Source organism: Alienimonas californiensis (assembly GCF_007743815.1).
Taxonomy (GTDB): domain Bacteria; phylum Planctomycetota; class Planctomycetia; order Planctomycetales; family Planctomycetaceae; genus Alienimonas; species Alienimonas californiensis.
The window spans coordinates 2,266,579-2,292,666 of sequence record NZ_CP036265.1 but is presented as its reverse complement, the minus strand read 5'-3'; the positions used below and the strand labels follow the sequence as shown (position 1 = coordinate 2,292,666).

The 26,088-nt window shown below is 72.5% G+C and carries 19 protein-coding genes and 1 tRNA gene; 15 read left to right on the top strand and 5 right to left on the bottom strand.

Features of this window, described 5'->3' with window-relative positions:
• Positions 1-76 precede the first annotated feature (76 nt).
• Together CA12_RS08955 and CA12_RS22770 are read right to left on the bottom strand one after the other, a co-directional pair.
• Positions 77-646: a hypothetical protein gene (locus tag CA12_RS08955; RefSeq protein WP_145358625.1), complete on the bottom strand. Its 570-nt coding sequence runs from the start codon at positions 644-646 to the stop codon at positions 77-79.
• Between the two features lie 124 nt (positions 647-770).
• The gene (locus CA12_RS22770) at positions 771-4,157 is read right to left on the bottom strand and encodes an efflux RND transporter permease subunit (protein WP_145358624.1); all 3,387 of its coding nucleotides are present in this window, start codon (positions 4,155-4,157) and stop codon (positions 771-773) included.
• A gap of 189 nt (positions 4,158-4,346) precedes the next feature.
• Between CA12_RS22770 and CA12_RS08945 the strand changes: the two genes are divergently transcribed.
• From CA12_RS08945 to CA12_RS08885, 13 genes are all read left to right on the top strand, one after another.
• Positions 4,347-4,433, top strand: a tRNA-Ser gene (locus CA12_RS08945).
• A gap of 258 nt (positions 4,434-4,691) precedes the next feature.
• Complete coding sequence (locus tag CA12_RS08940) at positions 4,692-6,434, top strand: OprO/OprP family phosphate-selective porin (protein WP_145358623.1); 1,743 nt, start codon at positions 4,692-4,694, stop codon at positions 6,432-6,434.
• A 66-nt stretch (positions 6,435-6,500) separates the two neighbouring features.
• Positions 6,501-7,199: a hypothetical protein gene (locus tag CA12_RS08935; protein WP_145358622.1), complete on the top strand. Its 699-nt coding sequence runs from the start codon at positions 6,501-6,503 to the stop codon at positions 7,197-7,199.
• A 71-nt stretch (positions 7,200-7,270) separates the two neighbouring features.
• Complete coding sequence (locus CA12_RS08930; protein WP_145358621.1) at positions 7,271-7,984, top strand: hypothetical protein; 714 nt, start codon at positions 7,271-7,273, stop codon at positions 7,982-7,984.
• Between the two features lie 90 nt (positions 7,985-8,074).
• Positions 8,075-9,910: a signal peptidase I gene (lepB, locus tag CA12_RS08925; protein ID WP_145358620.1), complete on the top strand. Its 1,836-nt coding sequence runs from the start codon at positions 8,075-8,077 to the stop codon at positions 9,908-9,910.
• A gap of 90 nt (positions 9,911-10,000) precedes the next feature.
• Complete coding sequence (locus CA12_RS08920; protein ID WP_145358619.1) at positions 10,001-12,040, top strand: S26 family signal peptidase; 2,040 nt, start codon at positions 10,001-10,003, stop codon at positions 12,038-12,040.
• Between the two features lie 155 nt (positions 12,041-12,195).
• Positions 12,196-13,212 carry a hypothetical protein gene (locus CA12_RS08915; RefSeq protein ID WP_145358618.1) on the top strand — a complete coding sequence of 339 codons (1,017 nt, stop codon included), beginning with the start codon at positions 12,196-12,198 and terminating at the stop codon, positions 13,210-13,212.
• A 32-nt stretch (positions 13,213-13,244) separates the two neighbouring features.
• Positions 13,245-14,036 carry a hypothetical protein gene (locus CA12_RS08910; protein WP_145358617.1) on the top strand — a complete coding sequence of 264 codons (792 nt, stop codon included), beginning with the start codon at positions 13,245-13,247 and terminating at the stop codon, positions 14,034-14,036.
• Positions 14,037-14,061: 25 nt separating this feature from the next.
• Entirely contained in the window at positions 14,062-14,865 is an 804-nt protein-coding gene (locus CA12_RS08905) for a lysophospholipid acyltransferase family protein (protein WP_145358616.1), read from the top strand.
• Positions 14,866-14,890: 25 nt separating this feature from the next.
• Positions 14,891-16,285, top strand: coding sequence for a glycosyltransferase family 2 protein (locus CA12_RS08900; protein ID WP_145358615.1), 1,395 nt, complete (start codon positions 14,891-14,893; stop codon positions 16,283-16,285).
• 101 nt (positions 16,286-16,386) lie between these two features.
• A complete protein-coding gene (locus CA12_RS08895; RefSeq protein WP_207622185.1) occupies positions 16,387-16,893 on the top strand; it encodes a Dps family protein in 507 nt (168 codons plus the stop codon).
• A gap of 393 nt (positions 16,894-17,286) precedes the next feature.
• Entirely contained in the window at positions 17,287-17,481 is a 195-nt protein-coding gene (locus CA12_RS08890) for a Flp family type IVb pilin (protein WP_145358614.1), read from the top strand.
• Positions 17,482-17,801: 320 nt separating this feature from the next.
• Positions 17,802-20,024, top strand: coding sequence for a secretin N-terminal domain-containing protein (locus CA12_RS08885; RefSeq protein WP_145358613.1), 2,223 nt, complete (start codon positions 17,802-17,804; stop codon positions 20,022-20,024).
• A 24-nt stretch (positions 20,025-20,048) separates the two neighbouring features.
• On the opposite strand, the gene CA12_RS08880 is transcribed toward CA12_RS08885, so the two are convergent.
• The 3 genes from CA12_RS08880 to CA12_RS08870 all read right to left on the bottom strand — a co-directional run bounded on the left by CA12_RS08880 (position 20,049) and on the right by CA12_RS08870 (position 24,301).
• Entirely contained in the window at positions 20,049-21,863 is a 1,815-nt protein-coding gene (locus CA12_RS08880; RefSeq protein WP_145358612.1) for an ATP-binding cassette domain-containing protein, read from the bottom strand.
• Between the two features lie 120 nt (positions 21,864-21,983).
• Entirely contained in the window at positions 21,984-23,090 is a 1,107-nt protein-coding gene (locus CA12_RS08875; protein ID WP_145358611.1) for a DUF3592 domain-containing protein, read from the bottom strand.
• A gap of 32 nt (positions 23,091-23,122) precedes the next feature.
• Positions 23,123-24,301, bottom strand: coding sequence for an aminotransferase class V-fold PLP-dependent enzyme (locus CA12_RS08870; protein WP_145358610.1), 1,179 nt, complete (start codon positions 24,299-24,301; stop codon positions 23,123-23,125).
• A gap of 143 nt (positions 24,302-24,444) precedes the next feature.
• Here CA12_RS08870 and CA12_RS08865 point away from each other — a divergent pair, with 143 nt between their 5' ends.
• Entirely contained in the window at positions 24,445-24,759 is a 315-nt protein-coding gene (locus CA12_RS08865) for a hypothetical protein (RefSeq protein WP_145358609.1), read from the top strand.
• Between the two features lie 98 nt (positions 24,760-24,857).
• Complete coding sequence (locus tag CA12_RS08860; protein ID WP_145358608.1) at positions 24,858-26,075, top strand: molybdopterin molybdotransferase MoeA; 1,218 nt, start codon at positions 24,858-24,860, stop codon at positions 26,073-26,075.
• Positions 26,076-26,088 lie beyond the last annotated feature (13 nt).

Genomic DNA, 26,088 nt, shown 5'->3' with positions numbered 1-26,088 from the left:
ACGAATGCGAGCGGGGCCCGGGGAGGTTCGCTCCCCGGACCCCGGACGTTGATCGGTCGGCTCCCGCGGCCGCGGCTCACTCGTGGTCGTGGTCGCTGTGGTCCACGTCGTGGCTGGCTTCGTCGTGCCGGATCGTGCCGGAGAAGGCCCGGCCGTCGATCTTGACCATCAACTTGGCGTCGTCGTGGCCGTGGTCGAGTTCCTCGCCCAGGGCGGCGTCGCTGGAGACGAACTTGGAGCTGCGCCCCTCGGCGTCGCCCTCCTGCGGCTCGGCGGCGAGGGGGAACGTCTTCCGCTCGCCCTCGTGGGACAGGTTGACGGTCAGTTCCTTCGCGTCGGTGGTCGCGGCGGCGGTCGCGGCGCCGTCCAGCAGGTAGACGGTCACGGTCCCGGCGGCTTCGTCGTGCAGCAGTTCGGCGTGGTATTCCTCGTCGCCCAGTTCGACCAGCTCCCCGCCGTGCGGGCCCTCGCTCGGGTGGGCGTGCTCGTCGCCGTGGTCGTGACCGGCGTGGTCGTCGTGGCCGTCGACCTCCTCGGTGACGCCCGCCGTGCCGACGGCGTCCATATCTTCACTCTCGGACTGGCAGCCGAGCGTCAGCGCGGCGCAGAGGGCCAGGGCGGCGGGAAACAGGGTCGAACGGCGCATGGGAGGTTCCTTCCGAAGATCGGGGACGGGGGGGTCGCTCAGTTTAGGCCGCGTCCGGGCAAGTGAAAGGAGACGCGTTCCCCACCTAAGCCGGACGCATGCGTCCGGCTTGGGCGGACGACCCTCAGGCCAGCGGGTCGGCGGCCTCGTCGGTGGCGGTCAAGCGGCGCCCCGCCCCGCGGCCGACGGCCCAGAACAGCGCCGGCCGCACCACGAACTCCGCCGCCGTGCTGGAGATCAGCCCGCCCACGATCACCGTCGCCACCGGGTACAGGATCTCCTTGCCCGGCTCCCCGGCGCTCAGCGCCAGCGGGACCAACCCGATGCCGCTGGTCAGGGCGGTCATCAGCACCGGGGCGAGGCGGTCCCGCCCGGCGCGGACCAACATGTCGCGGGTCCAGTCCTCCCCCTCCTCCCGCACCAGGTGGAGGTAGTGGGAGAGCAACAGAATCCCGTTGCGGCTGGCGATCCCGGCCAGGGAGATGAACCCGACCAGCGCCGCCACGGTGAGCGTCTGGTCGGTGACGACCAGCGCCACCGCCCCGCCGACGAACGCCGCCGGCAGCGCCGCCATCACCTGCAGGGCGAAGTTGGCGCTGCGGAACAGGGTGTTCAGCACGAGGAACACCCCCAGCACCGCCGCCGCCGTCAGCGCCGCCAGCCGGTTGGTCGCGCTCTGTTGGCTCTCGAACTGCCCGCTGTATTCGATGAAGTAGCCTGGCGGCAGTTCGATCGCGGCGAGGCGGGCCTTCACGTCCGTCACCGCGTCGACCAGCCCTCGGTCGGCGACGTTCGCCTGCAACACGATCCGCCGGCGGACGTTCTCCCGGTTGATCGTGTTCGGCCCGCCGCCCTGGTAGATGTCCGCGACGGAGCCCAGCGGGACCTCGGCCCCGTCCGGCGCCGTGATCGCCAGCCGGCGGACCGCCTCGATGTCCTCGCGGAAGGGTTCGTCCAGCCGGACCAGCAGATCGAAGGTCCGCTGCCCGACGAGGACCTCGGAGACGACCGCCCCGTTCATCGCCGTCTCCACGAACTCCATCACCGTGCCGGGTTGCAGGCCGGTGCGGGCCAGGGCCGGGCGGTCCAGCTCGATGCGGAGCTGCGGGATCGTGACCTGCGGTTCGAGGACGACGTCCGTCAGGCCGGGCACGTCGCCGATGGCGGCCTGCATCCGCTCGCCGAGGCGGCGGAGGGTGTCCAGGTCGTCGCCGTATAGCTTAATGCCGACCTGCGCCTTCACCCCGCTGATCATGTGGGAGATGAGGTGCGCCAGCGGCCCCTCCACGCTGCCGACGGCGCCGGGCACGTCGGCGATCGCCTCGCGCAGCTCGAACAGCACCCGTTCGCGGGGGGCCTCCGGGTCCAGTTCCACGATGATCTCGGAGACGTTCACCCCCTCGGCGTGCTCGTCCAGTTCCGCCCGGCCGGTGCGGCGGACCAGCGTGCGGACGCCCTCCACCCGCATCAGGCGTTTCTCCACGGCCTCCGCGATCTCGCCGCTGCTTTTCAGGCTCGTGCCGGGGGCCAGCAGCACGTTGACCTGCACGGCGCCCTCGTTGAACGGCGGCAGGAAGTCGCGTTCCAACCGGCTGACCGCCACGCCGGCGGCGATCACCGCCCCCGCGGCGATCAGCAGCACCGGCCCGGCGGCGACGGTGGAGAATCGGATCACGCCCCCCGCGACCCATTGCAGCCCGCGGAGCAGCGGCCCCTCGCCGGCGTCGCCCAGCGCCGCGTCCAGCGCCAACGCCCCCAGCCAGAACGCCGGCGCCGCCGCGAACGTCCACCACCAGGGGTCGCCCAACGCCAACGCATGCCAGCCGAGGATCTCCGCCGCCCGCGGCAGGATCCAGTGGAAGGTCGCCGCGCTCATCGCCAGGCCCAGCAGCGGGGCGGCGACCAGCCAGCCCTTCCGCCCGATCAGCAGCAGGGAGCACAGCACCGGCGTGACGGTCAGCGAGACCGCCAGCGAGGCCAGGATGCTCACCACGTAGGCCGCGGCCAGCGGGGCGAACAGCCGACCCTCCATCCCCTGCAGGGCGAACAGCGGCAGGAAGACCAGCACCACCACCGCGGTGCCGTACACGATCGACCCACGAATCTCCGCGCTCGCCCCGTACACGACCCGCAGGGGGTGCAGGCGATCGTCCGGCGGTCTGAGCCGGTTTTCCTTGAGCCGGCGGTGGACGTTTTCCACGTCGACGATCGCGTCGTCGACCAGTTCGCCGACCGCCACGGCCAGCCCGCCCAGCGTCATCGTGTTGATGCCGAGGTCGAACCCGGCGAACACCGACGCCGTCGCCACCACCGACAGCGGAATCGCCGTGAGCGTCACCAGCGTCGTCCGCAGGTTCAACAGGAAGGCGAACAGGATCACCACGACCAGGGCGCCACCGTCGGCGAGGGCCTCCGCGACGTTCTCCACCGCCCGGTCGATGAAGGACCGCTGCGAATAGACCGTCTCGAACCGCACGTCCGCCGGCAGGGTGGGGGCGAGGTCGGCCAGCGCCGCGTCCACCGCGGCGGTGACGGCCCGGGTGTCGGCGCCTGGCTGCTTGGTGATCGTCAGGGCGACCGCCGGGCCGCCCTCGAAGGCGGCTTCGGCGTCGCCCGCCTCGCCGTTCCCGTCCTCTTCTTCCCCCGCCACCCGCACGAAGGCCGACGAATCGCCCCGCTTCACCTGGGCGGCGGTGGTGATGGTGGCGACCTCTCCCAGCGTGACCGGCACCCCGCCCCGGGTGGCGACCGGGACCAGCCGCAGATCCTCCACGGTCGTCGCCCGGCCGAGGCCGCGGACCAGCAGTTCGGTCGGCCCGCGGTCGTCCAGGTAGCCGCCGGTCGCGTTGCGGTTGGCGTTCGCGGCGGCGGCTTCCACCTCTTCCAGCGTCACGCCGTGCGTCCGCAGGGCGTCGGGGTCGACGAGAATCTGAAACTGCGACCGCCCGCCGCCCATCGTGAACACCTGGGCCACGCCGGGGACCGTCAGCAGGCGCTGGCGGATCACCCAGTCCGCCAGCGTGCGCAGCTCCAGCGGGTCCGTGGCGTCCCCCCCGACGGCGTCGTCGGCATCGGCCCACAGCGCGACGACGAGCACCTGCCCCATGATCGAGCTGACCGGCGCCAGCGAGGGTTCGACGCCCTCCGGCATGCGGTCGGCGACGGCGGCGATGCGTTCGGTGACGATCTGCCGGTCGGTGTAGATGTCCGTCCCGTAGGCGAATTCGACGTTGATCACGCTGATGCCCACGCCGCTGCTGCTGCGGACCGCCTCCACGCCGGTGGCCCCGTTGAGGGTCGTTTCCAGCGGGAAGGTGATGAGGGCCTCCACCTCCTCCGGCGCCATGCCGGGGGCCTCGGTGAGCACCACCACCCGGGGGCGGTCGAGGTCAGGGAAGACGTCGATCGGCAGGTTCGCGGTCTGCCAGCCGCCGAAGACCAGCAGCGCCGCGGCGAGGGCCAGCGTGGCGGCCCGGTTCCGCAGGGCGGTGCGGATGACGGCGTTCAACATGCGCGGGAAAGAGGGTGCGGACGAGGGGACGGCGGGCGGACCGCCATGGTAGCGGACGCCGGAGGCGGGGCTCGGCCGCTCAAATCCGCCGCCCCGCGAACGCCGCGGGCTTGGGGCGTGTCCGGCGGGCGGCTATTCTTCGCTCCCACTTCCCGTCGCGTCGAACGCCCGTTCGCCGCACGGAACCCCGGAGAGGTGCCGGAGTGGTCGAACGGGCCGGTCTCGAAAACCGGTGTGCCCTTATGGGTACCGGGGGTTCGAATCCCCCCCTCTCCGCTTGCTGTGTTGTTGGTGAGAGTTCCCGGCCGCGATTGCCGGGATCGCGCCGTCGCCGGTCCGAACGATTCGGAGGCGAACGGTTTCGCGGGTCCGGCTGTGCGGGTGGCGCCGGCGGTTTTCCGTTGTGAAGGGGGCGAACCGGGCAATCCCCGATCGCGGCCTGCCGGCGGTTCGGGTCGTGGCGACGACAACCGATGTTCACGGCGGTGCGACCAGGAGGGTCGCAGTACCCGCCCCGCAAGGACGCCCCCCCTCATGTCCCGTTCGCCTGCGCGCTGGATCGCCCGCGGGGCGTTCGTCGCCCCCGCCGCCTTCTGCTCGGTCGGCCTCGCCGACGACCTCGCGCCCGCCGGGACGCCGCCGGTCGCCGCTGACGCGATCCCCGTCGCGGTTGCCGAGGACGCAATCTCCGCCGGGGACTTCCGGGCACTCGTCGATCGCCTCGACCGGGCCGAAGCGGAGGTCCGCACGCTGCGGACCCGGCTGGACGCCCCCTTCGTCGCCGCCGAACTGGACGCCCTCCCGCCGGCCCCGCTGTTCCGCCCGGCGGGGTATCAGGCCCCCGATCCGACGGACCGGGACGTGACGGACCAAGGCGAGGCGGAACTGGCGTTGAACGCTCCCGCCCCGACGAGCGATTCATCGGGCGGCGCGGAGTTCGACGCCCGCCTGCGGGAGTTGGAAGACCTGTTCGGCGACCAGGACGGCGGCGAGGCGCTCACTGAGCAGTTCAAAGGCTTGGATGTCCGAATCGGCGAGGTCGAAAGCGGGCTGGGAGACTTCGTCACCCGCGGCACCTCGAACAGCACCGCCCAACTCTTCGGCCGCCTGCACGCCGATTACTGGGCCTTCCCCAGCACGGACGAGGGCGCTGAACGGTTCGAAGGCGAAAACCCGCAGGACCGCCTCCTGTTCCGCCGCCTGCGGTTCGGACTGCAGGGGGACATTCGCACGAATATGTTCTATAAATTCGAGACCGAATTTGCGGACCCCAACGACTTCGAGTTTCGCGACGCCTTCTTCGGCTTCCGCGACGTGCCCTTCCTACAAACAGTGGTCGTGGGGAATCAGAAGCGACCCTACGGCCTGGACCACCTGAACAGCAGTCGATACAACGTCTTCATGGAGCGCCCGAACGTCATCGAGGCGTTTAACGAAGATAACCGCCGGTTGGGCGCGGTCTCCTACGGAGTCTCGGACGACCTCCGCTATAACTGGCGATACGGCATTTATAACCTGGAGCGGATCCAGGACGACGGCAGCTATATCGGCGACGCCTATCAACTGCAGGTCGCCGGCCGGCTGGCCACGACCTACTGGTGGGACGAGTGCTCCGACGGCCGCGGCTACGGCCACTTCGCCGTCGCCGGCACGATCGCCGACCCGGACGAAACGGGCGGCCCGCAGAATAATAACGAAGCCCGCTTCCGCACCCGCCCCGAGGCCCGCACCGACGGCCGCTGGCTGAACACCGGCCGCATCGACGATGTGGAAAATTTCAGCCTGATCGGCTTGGAACACGTCCTGAACTACGGCGCCGTGCAGTGGGTCTCCGAAGCGCAGGTGCTGTCCAATGACCGCTTTCACGGCGCCGAAGACGCCGACTTCTGGGGCGGGTACACCTACGTCAGCTATTTCCTGACCGGCGAACATATGCCCTGGGACCGCGAGAGCGGCACGCTGGACCGGATTAAGCCGCACGAGGACTTCTTCCTCGTCCGCGACTGCCACGGCCGGTGCGGCGGCGGGTGGGGCGCCTGGCAGGTCGCCGCCCGCTATTCCTACCTGGACCTGAACGACGCCGACGTCTTCGGCGGCGAAGCCGAAAGCGTCACCCTCGGCCTGAACTGGTACTGGAACCAGAACGCCGGCATGCAGTTCAACTGGGTCAACGGCAATATTAAAGACTCCTCGGTCGTGGACGTGGACGGCGGCGAAGGCGCCCCGATCGACAGCCGCTACGACATTCTCGGCGTCCGCTTCCGCCTGGATTTTTAATCCTCCGCCCGGCGGCGTCCCGCCCCGCGTCTTCCCCGCACAGTTCTCCTCCCGCGAGCCTCACGGATGTTCGTTCGCCCGTTCCAAACTCTTCGTTCGACGTCCCGCGCGGCGTGGTCCGCCGGCGCCGCGGCGCTGCTGGCCGCCGTCCTCGGCCCGGCGGCGCTCGCTGGCCCGCCCTGCGACGCCGACCGCGACCTCTGCCGCGACGCCTGCCGCCGCCCCGCCCGCTACGCCTGCCGGGTGACGGTGGAGTCCGAGCCGATCGAGAAGGAATGCTACCTGATTGAATCGGAGGCGGTCTGCGTGCCCCCGATCGCCACCTCGCCCTTCGACTGCGTTCGCGATCTGTTCTGCGGCAAGAAGAGCCACGGCCGCGGCTGCGGAGCCGACGGCTGCACGACCGCCGGCTGCGACGGCTGCGGACCGCACGCCTGCGGCGCCCGGAAGGCCGGCTGGCTGGCCAACCTGTGCAACCACGGCCGCGGCTGCGGCGGCGGGATTCGCTGCGTGAATACGCTGGACGTGCATGAGTACGAGTGCGGCGAACGCTGCGTGTGCAAGTGGTCCGCCGTGCCGGTCGGCGCCTGCCGCGACGCCTGCGGCCGGGCCGCCGGGCCGGCCCCGGCGTACGCCGCCCCCGCCCCGCACGGCGCCGCGGACGGCTCCGTCCCCCCGGCGCCCGCCCCGACGCCGGCCCCGCCGACGGTGTCGTTCGACCTGCCGACGCTCGAAGCCGCGGCCGACGCCGACGCCGACGAGTAGGCGAAACGCCGGATCGGCCCTGGCGCCGTTAGACTGACACGCGCTCCCCCCGCGTCCGCCGAGTTCCGCCCATGACCCGTCCCGCCGATCCGTTCGCCGACGTCTTCGAGGACGAGTACGACGACGGTCCGACGGGGACGGCGTCCGGCGGTTCGCTCCGGGCGTCCGTGGGGGGCCGGCCGATGCAGCCGGTCGTGCCGGCGGGTCAGGTCGTCTACGTCCCCGCCCCGCCGAATCCCTGGAAAGGCGCGGCGCTGCTGCTGTTGGGGACGACGCTGGGTTTGGTGACGGCGTCGGTCGTGTGGGGGATCGTGTTCGCGGTCGCCTGGGGGGCGAACGCCGTGGAGGAGGCCGCCGGCGCCTTCGGCGATCTGGACGCGATCGCGTCCGAACTGGACACCGACCGCGTGCAGGCCGCGCTCGCGGCCGAGCCGGCCGCGACCGAGGCGCTCGGCCCGATTACGTCGGTGCGGGTCAACGACGACCGCACCTACGCCAGCGACACCCCCTGGGACGTTTATTACTACGACGCCGTCGGGGAGAAGGCCGCCGGCCTGGTGCGGGTGCGGTACGCCGACGACGGCGGCTTCCTCGACGCCGACCTTACCCTGACGCCCGAAACCCCCGCCGGCGAAGTCGTTGAGGGCGAACCCGCGGAGGGCGAATCGGCGGAGGGCGACGCGGTCGCGGAGCCCCGCACGATCCCGCTGACGCTGTCCGATCCGGGTTCCGCCGTCGAGCCGCCCCCCGCCGTCGAACCGGAGGCCGCCGTCGAGGGCGAATAGGCGGCCCCCGGCGTCGCGGGCCGCGGCGACGCGGAGGCGAGGGCGGAACGGGTTCCCCGCGGTTCGGCCGGCGAACTACACTGGGGACGTATGAGCGCCCCGCCCCCGCCGCCCACGACCCGCGTCGGCGCGCCCGGGCCGGGCCCTAAACCTGCCGTGCGACGGCAGCGCTCCGGCTGGGCGTTGACGGCCCGGACCGCGGGGGACGCCCTCGCCCTGCTGGCGGTGGCGGTGATGGTCGCCCACGCCTTCCTGGTGGAGGGGTACGTCATCAGCAGCGGGTCGATGGCGCCGGGGCTGTTCGGCTATCACAAGCGGGTGGTCTGCCCGTCCTGCGCGCACTCCTTCGCCCGTGGGATCAACTTCGACGGCGTCGCCGGCCTGCCCGGCCGCATGACCGCCGGCGAGGGCGACGAGGCGCCAACGCGGCCGGTCACGTTCGCCCACTGCCCGAACTGCGGCCAGCCGGAGATCGACGTCACCGCCGCCCCGGACACCCAGGGCGACCAATTGCTCGTGCTCAAGCACGCGTTCGCCTGGCGCGATCCGCGGCGGTGGGAGGTGGTCGTGTTCCGTCACCCGGAGGACGCCCGGCAGGCGTACGTGAAACGGGTCGTGGGGCTGCCCGGCGAGGCGGTGCGCGTCTCCGGCGGGGACGTGTGGGCGGACGGCGAACTGTGCCGCAAACCGCTGGTCACCCAGCGGGCGGTGCGGATTCCCGTCTACGATCCCGCCTTCGCCCCCCGCCCCGACGAGGCCCCGGAGCCCCGCTGGAGCGGCGATGGCTGGGTGCGGGAAGAGCTCCGCGACGGCGACGCCCCCACGGTGCGGTTCGCCACGGCGGAGTTCGACGCCCCCCCCGCCGCCGACGCCCCCGCCGCCGACGACGTCCCCGCCGCCGACGACGCGGCGCCCGCCGACGAGGGGGAGTCCCGCGGCGGCTGGCGGCGGCTGACCTACCGGCACGTGCTCGCCGCGGGCGGGACGCACGAGACCGCGGTGACGATCGACCCGCCGCCGCGGCGATTCACCTGGGACGAACCGCGGTTGCCGGTCGCCTACGACTTCGACCCGATCACCAACACGCTCTCCTGCCGCGGGGTGCTGAGCGGGGCAGACGCCTGCCGGTTACGGCGGCTCTCCCGCGATCCCCGCTGGCGAGACGCGGTGCAGGAACTGGCGGACCGCAGCCAGTTCGCCCCGATCACGGACGACTACGGCTACAACCACGCCCCCGACCCGCGGTTCGAGGCCCGGGTGCGGGACTTCGCTGCGAGCCTCTCCGCCGACCTCTCCCGCGACGCCGACGCGGCCCTGGCGCTCCAACTGACGGACGGGCACCGCACCTTCCTGCTGGTCGCCGACCGGGCCGACCGCGAGCGCCGCCCGACCGGCACGCTGTCGCTGTTCGAACTGGACGCCGTCGGCCACCCGATCGGGGCGGCGCTGCGGTCGGTCGCGTTGCCGGCCGCGGTTGCGGCGGGGCCGGTGAGCTTTGAGTTCAGCCTGTTCGATCGGCAGGCGGTCGCCGCGGTGGACGGCGTGCAGCCGTTCGCCCCGGTCCTGTTCGAGCGACCCGAAGACGCCCCTCCGCCGGGTGCCAGCCCCGCCCTGGTCGGCGGCCGCGGGGCCGTCGCGGTGACGGAACTGATGCTCTACCGCGACGTCCACTACACCCGCGGCCGCGCGGTGCACGGGGTGGAGGAGGACTACCGTTTGGGCGAGGGCGAACTGTTCGTGCTGGGCGACAACAGCCCGGTCAGCCTGGACAGCCGCGGCTGGAGCGACGGCGCCGTGCCGGAGCGCCTGCTGGTCGGCAAGCCGTTCATCGTGCACCTGCCCAGCAAGCCCGGCACGCTGAGTTGGGGCGACTCCTCCACCACCGTCCGCATCCCGGACCCGGCCCGGATTCGGTACGTTCGCTAATCCCTCGGTAACTGCGAGAATAGAACCGCGACCGTCAGGGAGCCGGCTCCCTGACGGTCGCGGTTCTAGAGCCTTCCCCCGCGCTAAGCCATGACCAGACCGGACACGGACGCCGCTCCCATCGACGCCCCGCCCCCCAAAAAGGACGGGACCCGCGAGACGATGGAGTCCATCGTGATCGCGTTCGTGTTCTGCTTTCTGTTCAAGACCTTCGAGGCGGAAGCGTTCGTCATCCCGACCGGGTCGATGGCGCCCACGCTCTACGGCCGGCATAAGGACGTGGAGTGCCCGGGGTGCGGGACCGAGTGGGCCGTCGGCGCCAGCACGGAGGTGGACGATGCCGGTTATCTGAAGGTCTTCGGCAGCCCGGACGGTCCGAAACCTGCGGCCTTGGTCCGCTCGGCGAAGTGCCCGAACTGCAATCGGCCGGTGGACCTCGCCCCGCTGCCGCCGTTCGCGGGGGACCGGATTCTGGTCAACAAGTGGCCCTTCCTGCTGGGCGAGCCGGAACGCTGGGCCGTGACGGTGTTCAAGTTCCCGGAGAACCCGACCACCAACTACGTCAAACGGATGGTCGGCCTGCCGGGCGAAACGCTGACGCTGCGGCAGGGCGATCTGTATCGGATCACGGGTGGCCCGACCGGCGGCGCCGCGGAGACGCTGCGGAAGGAGCCGGCCAAACAGCGAGCGATGACCTTGCCGGTCTACGACCACGCCCGGCCGGCCCCCGAGCTGCTGGCCGCCGGCGTGCCGGAGCGGTTCGCCCCGGTGCGGTACCGCGGGGAGAGCGCCGGCCCCGGGGCGGTCGCCGGCTGGGTCGAGGACGCCACCGGCTGGACCGCCCTGCCGGAGACCCGCGCCCTGCGTCTCAGCCCCGGCGCCGGCAACGGGGGCGCCGGCAACGGGGGCGCCGGTGAGGAGTGGAACTGGATCCGCTACCGCCACCTCCGCCCCACCGCGGAGCAGTGGCGCCAGGCGGCGCTCGGCGCCCGGGTGGAAGACGTCACGCCCAAGCTGATTCTCGATCACTGCGCCTACAACCCGGACACCCTCCAGCCGGACGGGGCCTTCTGGGTGGGCGACCTGGAGATGGCCCTCGATCTGGAGTTGTCGGACCTGTCCGACGGCGCCGCGGCACTGCTGGAACTGGTCGAGGGGGACCGCACCTACCGCTGCCGGATCGATGCGACGACCGGCACGGCGACGCTGACCTACTACGACACGCTGGCCGGGGAGGAGACGATGGCGGAGGCCGCCGACGGTCGGTCGACGACCGCCGAATCGGTCCTCGCCGAGGGCCCCACCGCGGTGGTCGGCGCCGGGGCGTACGAACTGGTCTTCGCCAACGTGGACGGCGCCCTCACCCTGTGGGTGGACGGGGAGCCGACGGCGTTCCTCCCCGCCGACGGCTCCGGCCCGGTCGATCAGGTCCCCTACCCGCCCTTCACGGCCATGACCGTGCAGGAGCCGAGTGAACGCGACTTCACCCCCGCCGGGTTCGCCGTCAAGCACGCCTCCGCCCGGGCCGAGGGGATGACGATCCGCCGGGACCTGTACTATCGGGGGATCTTCCGGGACCCGGACGACCTCAGCCCGTCTCGCCGAGACACGGACGGTCGTGGTCGCCCGCTCGTCTTCGAAGACGTGGAGGACGGCCGCCTGAGCGAGCTGGCCTCGCTGGCGGACGACCCGCTCGCCTACGCCCGCCGCTACCGCGGCGGCCCGCTGCTGGCCAACCGCTCGCCGTTGGACGTGGACCCCCGGGTCTACGAAATGACGCTTGGGGCAGACGAGTTCCTGATGCTCGGCGACAACTCGCCCAGCAGCCTGGACAGCCGCTTGTGGTCGAACACCCGCGGCGCCCCCCGCCGGCACGCGGTCCCGCGGGACGCCCTGGTGGGCACCGCCTTCGCCATCTACTGGCCGCACGGCGACCCGATCTGGTTCGAGGCCGACGACGACGGCGACGGCGTGGGCGACGGCTTCACCCGCGGCTGGGCCGCCGACATCCCGGGCCTGAACCGCTGGTTCTACCACGTCGGCACCGACGGCCGGATCGTCCCCAGCTACCAGGAGCACGGCGTCCCCTTCCTGCCCAACTTCGAGCGCCTGTTCCAACGCATCCGGTAGCGCCGGGTCGTTCTGAGAGAACCGATCGCTCGTCAACGCCCCCCGCTTCGCCGTCGCCGCGAGGCGGCGCGGTGCCAGGTGAACGGACGCGCCGCCTGACGGCGACGGCGAACCGGGAAACCCGTGGGAGCGATCGCCGCGGTACGCTGCCCCGCATGACCTCGGACGACCGCCCGCAGACCGCGTTCGCCCAGGTCGCCGGTCTGACCGCCACGCTGCTGCAGCCGTTCATCTGGACGAGTGCCGTGGTGGGGGCCGCCGCCGTTCTGTTCCCCACCGTCGCTCATTACGAGGAGGGCGTGGACAATTCGATCACGCGGCTCGGACCGATCGGGATCCTCGAACGGGCGAGGTTCGAAGCGCAACCCGTCGAGTACGGATACAATTATTGGGAGTCCCAGGTCGCCTGGTGGCACCCGGTCATGCTGCACGCCGAGTTCCTCCGCGGACCGGCCACGGAGGAGCTTTGGGGCGACGGCCGCGCCTGGGGCAACCGCGTCGCTGGGCTTAAGTATGAGGAGTTCGTCCACACACCCAGCACCTGGCTGGGGCGTGACTACGACTATGACCGCCTCTCGGATGCCGATTGGGAGGCGATGGACGAGGTCGATCGAGATGCGACGATCGTTGAATTGGACGTGACCCTGTGGGCGATTCTTGGGCCGGCGGCGGTGATCGCCGCGGGACTCCTGATCGTCCGGCTGCGCACCGGACGAGAATCTCAGCCGCCGGGCCGGCTTCACCGGTTAGTTCGGCCATGGGTCTGGACGGCCGCGGCGATCGGGGCGGCGACGATCGGGACTTCATTCGGTGGGATTGGGGCCACGAAAGGCGAATGGCTCTCGGAGGCCTATGCCCTGCGCGGCCCGGCGGACACCTGGCACCCCCGGCTGCTCAGCCTGTCGAGAACGTGGGCGTACGACGCAGACCCGGCCGCCCCGTCAGACACGGGGGAGACATCGCGCTACGAAAGCCGATCGGCGGGCGTCTGGTTCGAGCACGGCCGAAGGGGCTTCACGCCCAAGAGCGGGGGCTACGGCGACACCACTCTGTCGCTTAGTTTGTGGTGGCTGCTCCTCCCGGCGGAGTTGGCGAACCTCGTCACGCTGTTCCGCGCCCGCCCCCGACCGCGGCCGGCTGTTCCTGCACCACCGCCGCCGGCCCCCGCATGAGCCGGCCGGCGCCCACGCACGTTCCCAGCGACATGGATCCAGCCGACCCGCACGCCGACGACGACCGCCCCCTCACCCCGTTCGCCCGTCTCCGCCGACCGGCGTTCGTGCTGGCGGAGGGCGTCGCCGTCGTGCTGGCGGCGATCGCGGTCACGCTGATCCTCCTGCCGGGGCTCGGCGGGGCCGACGCCACCGCCGCCGTCACCGCCGGCCGGCCCGGGGACCACGCCCTCTCGCGGTTCCTGACGCTCGTTCGCGTAGAACACGGCCTGCCGACCTCGGGGCTCGGCGGCGCCAGGCTCTGGGAATACGAAGACGGGCTGATCGGGGTGCGGCTCGCTTCGCTCCGGGGCAGCCCGTTCGGCGATCGCCACGGCACGCGGACGACGGCGGCGACCGTGCCCGTCTGGCTGCTGCTGGGCGCCGGGCTGGCGATCGGGGCCGTGCGGCTGTGGTGGACCTATCACACGGCGCCCCGGCCCCCCGGGCCGTCCCCGCGGCGGCGGTTGGCGGTGCGGATCGGGCGGGCGTGGCTCTGGTCGGCGGCGCTGCTGGGGGCGGCGCTGGTCGTCGCCCCCCACCCGGACCACTCCGGCTGGGCCGCGGGACTGTGGGTCGAGAACTGGCGGGACCCGCTCGCCGCGGAGCGGACGCCGCGCGTGTTCTGGGGGGCGGACGCCATTGACGAGTTCACCGTCCTCCCCTGGCGCTGGCTGCTGGCTGCGCCGGCGCTGGGCACCGCGGCGGTGTTCGCCCTGTTCGTGGGCTCGTCATGCCCGGCGACGGGGGAAGAATCGCACGACGCCCCTCCCGCGGGGGGCTGACGCCCCGTCACTCGCTCCGTCACTCATGTCCGCCCCGCCCCGCACCTCCCGATTTTTGCGGTGGGGGTTTCGGCGGTACGTGCTCGGCGGGTTCCCCTTCGGAAAGGGGATGCTGGCCCGGGCCTTTCACGCCGTGCGGCTGCTCGAACCGCTGCCGGAGGGGCTGGATGAAGAGGAGCCGAGCGAGCGGCGGGCGTTCTATCTGAATCATCCCGGGTGGTGGGACCCGTTGGCGGCGGCGGCGCTGGCGGAGCGTCTGCGGCCGGGCCGCGTACCGGTCGCCCCGATCGACGCCGACGTGCTGCGGGCGGCGCCGGTCCTCGGCTGGCTGGGGGTGTTCGGCGTCGAACGGGACGCCGCGGGGAGGGCGACGGCGGCCGGGGCGAAGACGTTTCTGCGGACCGCCCGGGCGGCGTTGGACGACCCCGGCTGCGACCTGTGGCTCACCCCGGAGGGGACGTTCGCCTCGCCGGACGCGCGTCCGCTGCGGTTCGCGCCAGGGTTGGGGCGGTTGGTCAGCCGCGACTCGGAGTTGGTCTGCGTGCCGGTCGCGGTGCGGTACGACTTCTGGACCGAGCGCCGCCCCGAACTGCTGCTGGCCGTCGGGGCTCCGGTGCGGTTGGGGGATGTTGAAGGAGACCGGGCGCGGCGGAGCGCCGCGGCGGGGGACGCCCCCGTGAACGCCGGGGAGTGCTCCCGGTTCCTTGAAGGACGGTTGGAGGCGACGCTGGACGCCCTGACCGTGGCGTCCGCGTCCCGCGATCCCGCCCGCTTCCGCTCCATCGGACGGGGAGCGAGCCGGCCCTCCGATTCGTCGCCCGGTTCCTGACCCGATTCCCCTCCTCCGGCCCGCGATGACGCCGTTCGCCCCGCCGCTCGCCGATGTGCCGGTTGCCGTGACGACGGGGGGCGTCGCCGACTGGATCGCCTGGGGCGCCCTGGTCTGCAGCGCGCTACCGGCGGGCCTGACCCTGCTGAACCTGTTCGCTTTCCGTCCGCCCAAGACCGGCGAGACAACGAGCGCAGCGCAGGCGAGCAGGGAGCGTCAGCCCCCCGAGCGTGCGGAACGCCTCCCGCGGCTCTCCCTGCTCATCCCGGCCCGGAACGAGGCGGCGGGGATCGGCGAGTGCCTGCACGCGGCGCTGAGTAGTAAAGAGGTGGACCTGGAGATCGTTGTGCTGGACGACCACTCCACCGACGGCACCGGGGAGATCGTCGCGGCCGCGGCCCGGGAGGACGGCCGGGTGCGTCTGGAACAGGCCCCGCCGCTGCCGGCCGGGTGGTGCGGCAAGCAATGGGCCTGCCGCACGCTGGCTGACCGGGCCGACCCGTCGCGGGACGTGCTGTGCTTCATCGACGCCGACGTGCGGCTGGCCCCCCACGCCCTGCGGACGCTGTGCGAGGAACGGGCGAGGAAGGGCGTCGGCCTGCTGGGCGGCTTCCCCCGGGAAGCCTGCGGCACGCCGACCGAAGCCGCCGTGATCCCGCTGATTCACTTCGTCCTGCTGGGGTTCCTGCCGATCGCCGTCGCCCGGCGGCTCCGGGGGCCGGCGTGGGCGGCGGGCTGCGGGCAGTTGTTCCTCACCACCCGCTCCGCCTACGCCGCCGCCGGCGGGCATGACGCGGTGAAGGCCAGCCTGCACGACGGGCTGACGCTCCCCCGGGCCTACCGGGCCGCGGGACAGACGACGGACGTGGTCGACGCGGCGGAGCTGGCCGTCTGCCGGATGTACCACGGCGCCGCGGAGACCTTCGCCGGCCTGTCGAAGAACGCCACCGAGGGCGTCGCCGCCCCGGGGCTGATCGGGTTCTTCACCCTCGTGCTGGGCCTGGGGCAGGTGGCGCCGATCCCGCTGCTGATCGCCGGCGGGCTGGGGCTGGCGACGTTCTCGGCCGGGGCGACGGCGGCGCTGTGGGCGGCGGCGGCGCTGTCGTTCGGCACGCGGGCGGCGCTGGCCCTGGCCTTCCGCCAGCCGTGGCGGGGGGTCGCCTTGCACCCGCTGGGCGTGGCGTTCTTCCTGGTCGTGCAGTGGACCGCGCTGGGGCGCAAGTTGCTCGGCCGACCGGCGGCGTGGCGCGGACGCAGCTACGCGTCCGCCGCCCCGAGCCCGGCCCCGGCCGCCGTCCTGGCCGGGCCGACGACCGGCCCCCGCCGCCCCGCCCGGCGGCCGGCCGCTCGGCCGGCGTTGCGGGGCGCCCCGCCGTTCACGGCGTCTCCCCGACCCGGCGCATCGGCGTCCGCCCGGTAAAAGAATCGGGCGACGCCACTACAGTCGGGCGTCAATCGCTCGTTCGCGTCGGCGGCGTCTCCGCCCCGCCGGGGACGCTCAGCCCTATCGAAAGCTCCGTCATGACGTTCTGGAAACGCAATATCCTGCCCGAGGAAGATGCGAAGGTCGTCTGTTCCGCCCTCCAAGACGTGCTCGTCGCGTTGATCGACCTGGGACTGCAGGGCAAGCAGGCACACTGGAATCTGTACGGCCCGGACTTCCAGAGTCTGCACGAAAAGCTGGACGCGATCGTCGAGACGGCCCGCATGAGCAGCGACGAGGTCGCGGAGCGGATGAACCAGCTCGGCATCGCCCCGGACGGGCGCCGCAACGCCGTCGCCGAGAGCAGCCCGCTCGAGAACTACCCCGCCGGCTTCCAGCCCGTGCCGGAGGCCCTGAACCTCGTCGGCGACCGGCTGCACACCGCCGTCGAGACGGTTCGCACCGCCCGGAAAACCGTCGCCGACCCGGACCCGATGACCGAGGACCTGCTGATCGCGATCAGCCAGCAGTTGGAAGAGCACCTGTGGATGATTCAGGCCCAGGAGCACAACGTGGCCGGCGGCAAACCGTCGAAGCTGCCGTGACGTGAACCGCGGCCGCACCGTGGGAGCCGCGACCGCTCAGGGACGTTCCCTGAGGGTGGCGGCTCCAAGCATGAACGGTTCTGCGGCCGGCGCCGCTTCTCTCGTCGGCGCCGGTTCTCCAGCCGTTTGCCGCCCCGCGGTCGTTCGACCCTCGCCATTTTCCCCAATCAGACCGAAATCGGCCGCACGCCTTCGGGGACGACGTACTTTTGCCGGCTGTCGGATCGTCCGGCCGCGAACGACCCCCCGCGGGGTCGCTTCGGGTCGGGGAAGCGGCGGCAGGGTGTCCCGGGTCGGACCCCGTGCGGACGTTCCGCACGCCCCGCCGATCCACTTGCGGCACGTCCCGGAGGGGTCCGGGGCCGCCGTTCACACAGATTACGGGAGAGTCCCATGAGCAACTTCCTGACCAGCATCAAGACGTTCCTCGAAACCGAGGACGGCCCGACGGCGGTTGAGTACGCCGTGATGCTGGCGCTGATCCTGGTCGCCTGTATCGCCACGGTGCAGACGCTCGGCACCAACGCCAACGCCAAGTTCACCGAGATCAACGGCTACCTCGGCGGCGGCGGCGGCGAAGAAGGCTGAACCAGTCGATCCCGTTCGGCCCCCGACGCAGGCTGCGTCGTCTGAGGGTCGGATCCGCAGACAGAATCCAACCGGCTCGGGGGCTTCGCCCCCGGGCCGGTTTCGTTTGCGCCGCCCCGCCGGAGCGACAGACCGGCCGTCCCGCAGACCGGCCGATGGGCGGCGAAATCGTTCGCCCCCGCAGCAGTCCGATTAGGGGTTTTTGGCAGACCGCCCGCATCGACCGGGTCAAGCGGGACGGGCATCGGGCGGACGTCCGATAGGACCGATGCGACCGGACCCCCCGGCGCCTTCGGTCCTCCCCGCGATCCCCTCCGGCGATGTCCCGCACGACCGCCCCCCGCCGCTCCGCGTCGGTCGCCGCGGGGCGGGTCTGCACTGTGTCCCGGGTCGACGCGACGCTCCGGGTTTGCACCGCCCTCGCGGCGGCGTTCGCAGCCTTCGCCCCGCCTACGTTCACTGCGCGGGCCTTCGCCCAGACAGCGGCTTCCACCGCCCCGGGGCTCACGGAGGCGACCCGGGAGAAGTTGAACCGCCGGGTGACCCTCACCCTGCCGGGCGTGCCGCTGCGGGAGGCCCTGATGAGCGTCCGGGAGGTCGCCGGGCTGAATCTGGTCGTCAACCAGGAGCTGACCGGGACCGTGGACATGGCGTTCCGCGACGCCCCGGTGCACGAGGTGCTGGACACGCTGCTGCTCTCCCGCGGGCTGGGCTACCGCCCGGTGGGGGACGGTCTGGTGATCGTGCCGATCGCGGACCTGGGGGCCGGGAACCCGCTGCTGGAGGCGGAGGTGATTCCCACGCCGTCGGTGGATCCGGTCCAGTTGCTGCCGATCGTGGAGGAGATGCTCTCCCCCGAGGGCCGCGTGCATGCGATGACCGCCGGCCGGGCGCTGGTGGCGTTCGACTACCCGACCCGGTTGGCCGCGATCCGGGCGCAGGTCGCCGTGCTGGACGCCGCCGCCGCGAAACGCTCCGTCGCCGAAAGTGCCGGACCGGGCGGGCCGCTCGCCGTCATGTCCCGCGGTCTCGGCGGGCCGCCGGCCCCCGGGGCGCAGATGGAATCGACCGTGGTGGAACTGCTGTACGTGCCGGCGACGGCGATGGCCGCCACGCTGGTGCCGCTGCTGGGCGAGAACGGGCGGGTCTCCGCGATGGACAACGAGGGCCGCCTGCTGATCGTGGACACCCCCGGCAACTTGGCCGCCATCCGGGACGCGGTGCAGAAGCTGGACGTGCCGCGGGTGCAGGTTCGCATCCGGGCGCTGATCTACGACTGCGCGATCGAGGACAGCCGGGACCTCGGCTTGAACTGGAACGGCGGGCTGCGGGGCCGAAGCTTCGCCGCGGACGGTTCGCCGCTGCAATCGATCACGTTCAGCGGGATCACCGCGGCGGGGGCGGTCAGCCCGACCGCCGCCGGCGGACTCGCCGCGTTCAACACGGTCAGCGAGCACCTGGACCTTACCAGCACGCTGCGCTGCCTGAACGAAAGCTCCGACAGCCGGCTGCTGGCCGACCCGAACGTCGTCGTGCTGAACCACGAGCGGGCGGATATCAAGATCGTCACCGAGGTGCCGTACCAGGAGCTCACCCAGAGCGCCCTGGGCGGGGCAATCGGGACGACCTCCTTCCGCGAGGCGGGCGTGCGGCTGGAAGTGACGCCGCACATCTCCCCGGACCGTACGATCACGATGCTGGTGCACCCGGAGTTCAGCGTGCTCAGCGGGTTCACGCCGGATTCCAACGCCCCGATCATCGACACCCGCGAAGCCACCACCACGGTGCGCGTCGGCGACCGCGAAACGCTGGTGCTGGGCGGCCTGCGGCAGCGGAGCAAGGTGAAGACGGTCAGCAGCCTGGTGTTCTTCGGCTCGATCCCGGTGGTCGGGCGGTTGTTCCGCCAGCAGGATTTCGAGGTGCGGGAGAGCGAACTGCTGGTGTTCCTCTCGCCGGAGATCATCGGCCCCTGTCACGCCGGCGACTGCCGCGAGGCGGGCATCGCGGTGTTCGCCCAGAGCGAACTGGAGGCCTCCCCGCTGCATCCGACGCCCCTGGGCACCGCCGCCGCCCTCGCGGAGGACCGCTGCGCCTGGGACCGGCGCCCCTTTGACCGGGCGGAGCGTCGCGGCCGGTGGGAAACGCCGGTCGACGGCGCCCACGACCTGCCCCCCAGCGCCTACGACGGCCCGGTCTTCACCGGGCTGATCGCGCCGGAGCACGAACTCGCGGCCCCCCCGGCGCCCGCCCCGGCCGCCGCGCCGACGCCCCCGCCCTACCGCTCGGGGGCCACGGGATACGATTCGCCCCCGCCGCCGTTCGAGTCCGCTCCGCAGGGCTTTAACCCGGCGCCGCGGGCCGGCGGGCCGGCGCTGATGCCCCCCGCGCCGCCGCGTCCGCCGGCGCGGGACGAGAACGACGCGGTCCCGCCGCCCTACGGCCTCCCGCAGGAGTTCGGTCTCCCGCAGGAGTTCGGGGGGGCGCCCCCGCCGCCCTTCCCCTCCGCCACCCCGGCGCCGATGCCGCTGGCCGTTCCGCGGTAGGCTCGGGTCCCTCAGGGCGCCGGTTCAGCCGGCGCGTTCCTCCAGCGTCTCCCAGCGGGCGAAGGCCGTTTCCAACTGCTTCGTGAGGGCCGCGTCGCGGGCGGTGGCGGCGGCGATCGTGTCCGCGGGTTGCTGGTAGAAGCCGGGCTCCGCCATCTTCGCGTGCAGGGCGGCCTGCTCCGTTTCGAGCTGTTCCATCTTCGCCGGCAGGCCGTCCAGTTCCTTCCGCTCCTTGAAGGACAGCTTGTTCGCCGGGGCCGCGGCCTTGATCGGGGCCTGCGAACCGGTCGGCGACGGTTTCGACCCGGCGGAGGCCGCCGCGGCGTCGCGGGCCCGCTGCCAGTCCGAGTAGCCGCCGTCGTACTCCTTGAAGCGGCCGTCGCCCTCGTAGGCCAGCACGCTGGTGGCGACGTGGTCGAGGAAGTCCCGGTCGTGGCTCACCAGCAGCGCCGTGCCGCCGTAATCCACCAGCAGGCCCTCGAGCAGTTCGAGCGTTTCCAGATCGAGGTCGTTCGTCGGTTCGTCCAGCACGAGCACGTTGGACGGCTTCGTGAACAGCCGGGCGAGCAGCAACCGGTTCCGCTCCCCGCCGGAGAGGCTGCCGACGGTCACGTTGACCCGGTCCGGCGTGAACAGGAAGTCGCCCAGGTAGCCGACGACGTGCTTCTTCCGCCCGCCGACCAGCACCTCCTCCGCCCCGTCGGTGACGCTCTCGCGGACGGTTTTGTCCGGGTCGAGCGTATCGCGCAGCTGGTCGAAGTAGGCCACCTCCAGGTTCGTGCCGTGCCGGACGGAGCCGGACTGCGGCTTCAGATCGCCCAGCAGGAGCCGCAGGGCGGTCGTCTTGCCGCAGCCGTTCGGGCCGAGCAGGCCCAGCTTGTCCCCGCGGGAGAGGGTCAGGTCGAGGCTCTTCACCGTCGGCTCGTTCTCGCCGGGATAGGCGTAGGTTACGCCCTCCGCCTTGAGGACCAGCCGGCCGCTCTTCTCGGCCTCGGCGGCGACCATGTTGGCGGCGCCGAGCTTCTTGCGGCGGGCGGCCCGCTGGCGGCGGAGATCCTCCAGCGCCCGCACGCGGCCCTCGTTGCGGGTGCGGCGGGCCTTGATGCCCTGACGGATCCAGGCCTCCTCCCGGGCGAGGACCTTGTCGAACGCCGCGGCCCGGGCCTCCTCCTCCTCCAACTGGGCGGCCCGGCGGGCGAGGAAGGTGTCGTAATCGCACTCCCAGGCGCTCAGCCCGCCGCGGTCCAACTCGCCGATGCGGTTCGCCACCCGCTTCAGGAAGGCCCGGTCGTGGGTGACGAACAGCACGGCGCCCCGCAGGCTGCCCGCCAGCTTCTCGACGGCGGCGATCGACTCCACGTCCAGGTGGTTCGTCGGTTCGTCGAGCAGCAGCACGTCCGGGTCCGGGGCCAGCGCCCGGGCCAGCAGCGCCCGGCGCTTCCGGCCGGCGGAGAGGTCGGCGAACTGCTCGTCCGGGTCGAGGTCCAGTTCCCCGATCACGCGGTCGACGGCGACGTCGATCTCCCAATCCTCCGGCGGTTCCTCCTTCTGGGCGGCGGCCTTGAGGGCGCCGCCGGCGACGATCTCCCGCACCGTGCCGCCGGTGCCGGCGGGCACTTCCTGCTCCAGCCGGGTGAGGATGCGGCCCTTGGGCATCTGCACGGCGCCGCCGTCCGGCACGAGGTCGCCGGCGGCGAGCTTCAGCAGCGTGCTCTTGCCGGCCCCGTTCCGGCCGACCAACGCCATCCGCTGCCCCGGTTCGAGCCGCAGCGTGACCCCGTCCAACAGCGGGGCGTCCCCGTGGGAGAAGGTGACGTCTTCGAGGGACAGCAGCGACATGGACGATCGGCGAGGGGGGGCGTCAGCCCCCCGAGCGACCGGTCCGGAGGGACGGCCAGGGAGGCGGACGGGACTGTCGCCCCCCGCCCCCGGTTCGGCAAGGGCCGCCCGCCGTCGCCCTCACTCCGCCGCGTCGCCCTCGGCCTGCCCGAGTTGTTCCCGCAGCCAACGGACCAGCCCGTCCCGCGTCGGGCACCGCGGCGACGGCCCGAAGTGGACCGTGAGCGCCTGCGTCGGCTTCACCCCGAGATCCGCGGCGGCCTGCTCCGTGAGGAACACGGCGGCGGCGTAGGTGGAGCCCTCGGAGTCCTCCTTCTCGTCAATCCCCACCCGCTGCACCCCGGCGAAGGGAATTGCCAGCCGCTTGCGGCGGCCGAGGCTCAGCGGCAGGGCGATCAGTTCCCGGTCCGGGTCGACGACCAGATCGTACGCCCCCGCCGCCCGCCGCCGCGCCACCCGGGCGGAGGCCTCGACGGCCGCGACCGCCGCGATCAGCAGCGCCGCCGCCGGAGCCCAGAGCGGCGGCCGGGATCCGAACCCGAGGGAAATCGCGACGACCCCGATGAAGGCGACGCCCCCCGCCCCGATCGCCCCGGCGACGAACGGCGAGTACGGGACCAGCGGCATCCGGAGCAGTCGCCCGTCCGCAACCGCCCGCGGCAGCCCCGCGTCCGCCGTCGCGGCTCGACGCCGCTTGATCTGAAGCCCGAGGAACCGGCCGGCCCCCGCCAGAAACGCCGCGAACGGCACGGCGAACAGCGCCTTGAACAGGTGCCCGCCCGTCATTCCGGGGACCAGCAGGCTTTCCTCCGGGTCGGCCCGGTCGTACCGCACGGTCACGGCGGCGCCCGGCCGCAGCGTCGCGGCCGTGCGGCGGTACCAATCCAGGTTGTCGCTTCGTGTGGAGTTCGCGTCGTACCGGACGCCGACGTACTCCCGTCCGCCCGCCCGGTAAGCGTAGGAGAGGTCCAGCGAGTACGTCGGCTTGCCTTCGACGACCGGGTGGGTCTGCACCCGGCAGGCGATCACCCGTCCCGGCGACGAGGCGAACCCGAGGCTGCGGACGGCCAGCCAGTAATCCGGCAGCAGGGCGACCGCGAACGCGCCCAGGCCGAACGCCCAAACGAGCGTCCAGAACGCTGTGAACGCAATCGGCGCCCGCCCGGCGAGCCCCGCCGGCGTACCGCCCTCCGGGAACGGCGTGTCGTCTGGGGGGCGTTCAGTCACGTCATCAGAAACGTCAGGAACGGGTCGGCGGTTCACGTGCCGCGGTTCAACTCCTCCTCCACCGCCGCGATCAGCCGGTCGACGTGCTCCGGCGTTGTGTAGAGGTGGCAGGAGACCCGAATCTGTCGGCGGGGGCCGCGGCGGACGACGGGGATCTCAATCCCGTGGCGTTCCCACAGCGCCCGTTGCAGGGCGTTGGAATCGCCGTCGTCCCGCTTCGGCAGCCCCCCGGGCGGGTCCGGCAAGGTCGCCGCGGCCATCGGCAGACCGAAGTCCGGCAGGGGCGGCAGGCCGGTGAGGGCGTTCAGCCGGGCGACCGCGTCCCGGGCCAACTCCGCGGAGCGGGTGCGAAAGCGGTCCAGCCCGGCCGCTTCCAGGAAGCGAATCGCCGCCGGGATCGCCAGGAACGGGGCCGGGTCCGGCGTGCCCGGCCAGCGGAACTCGTCCCGCCAGTCCGCCGGCCGGCCGGAGAGGCTGCGGCCCCAACTCGTCACCAGCGGCTCGAACCCCTGGCGGCGCCGCGGGGCGACCCACAGGAACCCGCTGCCGAACGGGGCGCTGAGCCACTTGTGGCACCCGGTGGCGTACCAGTCACAGCCGAGGTCCGCGATCCCCTCGCCCGGTCGCTCCAACGGCAGCGCCGCGATCGCGTGCGGGCCGTCGACCGCCACCGGCACGCCCCGTGCCTTCGCCCCCTCGCAGATCCGTCGCACCGGCAGCACGGCGGCCGATTTGCTGGCAACGTGGGAGACGATCAGAACCTTGGTGCGAGGTGTGATTGCGGCGAGCACGTCCGCGGCGACGGCCTCCGCGTCGTCCAGAGCCGCACGGATCGGGGCGGTCGTCACCTGCGCCCCGGCCGGCTCGGCCCAGTGCTTCCAGAGGCGGAAGACGGCGCCGTATTCGTGGGAGGTCAGCAACACCTCGTCCCCCGCGGCCAGCGGCAGGTTGGCGGCCACGAGGTTCATGCCGCTGGTGGAGTTCGGGATCGGCACGATCCCGGCCGCGTCCGCCCCGACGAACCGGCCCAACGCGTCCGTCGCGGCGTCCAGTTCGCCCTCCAGCCGGCGGACGAAGAAGTCCATCGGCTGGCTCGCCAGCTCCCGGCTCCAGCGCTCCCGCTCCGCCAGCACGGGGGCCGGCGTGGGGCCGAACGACCCGTGGTTCAGGTAGACGGTATCCGGGCGAATCGGCCAGTCGGGATCGCTCATGGACGCCTTGTCCCGTTTTGGGGCGGGAAGAACCAGCTGGACGGCCGGGCGGTCGCCGAACGACCAGTCTCCGCGGTCGGCACGCGATTCGCTGATCCGTTCCGCCGTATCACAACGCCGTTTCCACCCGCTGATTACCACCGATGACTGCCACCGACCACGAATCGAAGACCACCACTGACCACGACACGATCAAGCAGTGGGCCGAGAGCCGTGACGGCTACCCTGCCACCGTCGCGGACACCGAAGGCAAGGGCGGCCAACCGGGCATCCTACGGATCGACTTCGAGGACCCCTCCGAGGAACAGCCCAACACCCCCGACAGCGGCCTGCACCGCATCACCTGGGAGGAGTTCTTCAAGAAGTTCGATGACGCCGACGTCCAGTTCCTTTACCAGGAACAGACCAGCGACGGCTCCGTGAGCCGGTTCTGTAAGTTCATCAGCGACGACGAGTAGCGCTCGAACCGGCGTCGACGGGGCGGCCGCGGTAGGCTCCGCCGCGTTCCCCGTTTCGCCGTCGCCGGGAGGCGGCGCGCCGCTCACCCGCGTCCGTCATGCTCTCCGTCGCCGACGCCTGCGCCGCGATCCTCGACGCCCTCCCCCCGCGGCCGGCGACCGCCGCGCCGTTGGCGGAGGCCCTCGGGCTCTGCCTGACGGAACCGGCCCGGGCGACGGTCGATTCGCCCCCGTTCGATAAGGCGATGATGGACGGCTACGCCGTCCGCTCCGCCGACTGCGGCGGGCCGCCCGTCACGCTGACGGTGATTGAAGAAGTCCCCGCCGGGGCCGTGCCCACGCGGACGGTCGGGCCGGGGCAGTGCGTGAAGATCATGACCGGCGCCCCCCTGCCGGACGGGGCGGACGCGGTGATTCCCGTCGAACTCTCGCGGCGTGACGGCGACCGCGTGACGCTCTCCCCGCCGGCCCCCCCGCAGCCGGGCGCCGCGGTGATGGCCCGCGGTGCCGCGGTGGAGGTCGGGGCTGAACTCGTCGCGGCCGGCGTTCCGCTAACGCCGGCGGCGATCGGCCTGCTGGCGGAACACGGCTATGATCCCGTCCCCGTCGTGCCGCGGCTGCGGGTCGCGGTGCTGTCGACGGGGGATGAAGTGGTGCCGGCCTCGCAAACGCCCGGGCCGGGGCAGATCCGCGACGCGAACGGCCCCCTGTTAGCGGCGGCCCTCGCGGCCGCCGGGGCGACGCCCGTCCCGCTGGGCCTCGTCGGCGACGACCGGGCCGCCCTCACGGCGAAGGTGCGGGAAGGACTTGCCGCCGACGTGCTCCTCCTCTCCGGCGGCGTGAGCATGGGCGATTACGACCTCGTCCCCGGCGTGCTGGCGGACTGCGGCGTCCGGCAAGTCTTCCACAAGGTGAACGTGAAGCCGGGCAAACCGCTCTGGTTCGGGGTGCATGACGGCGACGGCCGACCCACCGCCGTCTTCGGCCTGCCGGGCAACCCGGTGAGTTCACTGACCGGGTTCGAGCTGTTCGTGCGCCCCGCCCTGCGGCGGCTGGCGGGCCGGTCGTCCCGCACGCCGCGCCGGTTGAGGGCGCGGCTGACGGAGGCCGTCGCCAACCGCGGCGACCGGCCGCTGTACCGCCCGGTTCGACTGACTCCGACGCCCGAGGGCCTCGCCGCGGAGCCGGTCCGCTGGGCCGGGTCCGGCGATCTGCACGGCGCCGCGGGGGCGAACGGGGCGGCGCTGATCCCCGGCGCATCGCACCTCGCGGCCGGCGAAACCGTCAAAGCCTTCCGCTGGGCCGGCTGCGAATAGCTCGCCCGCTTCG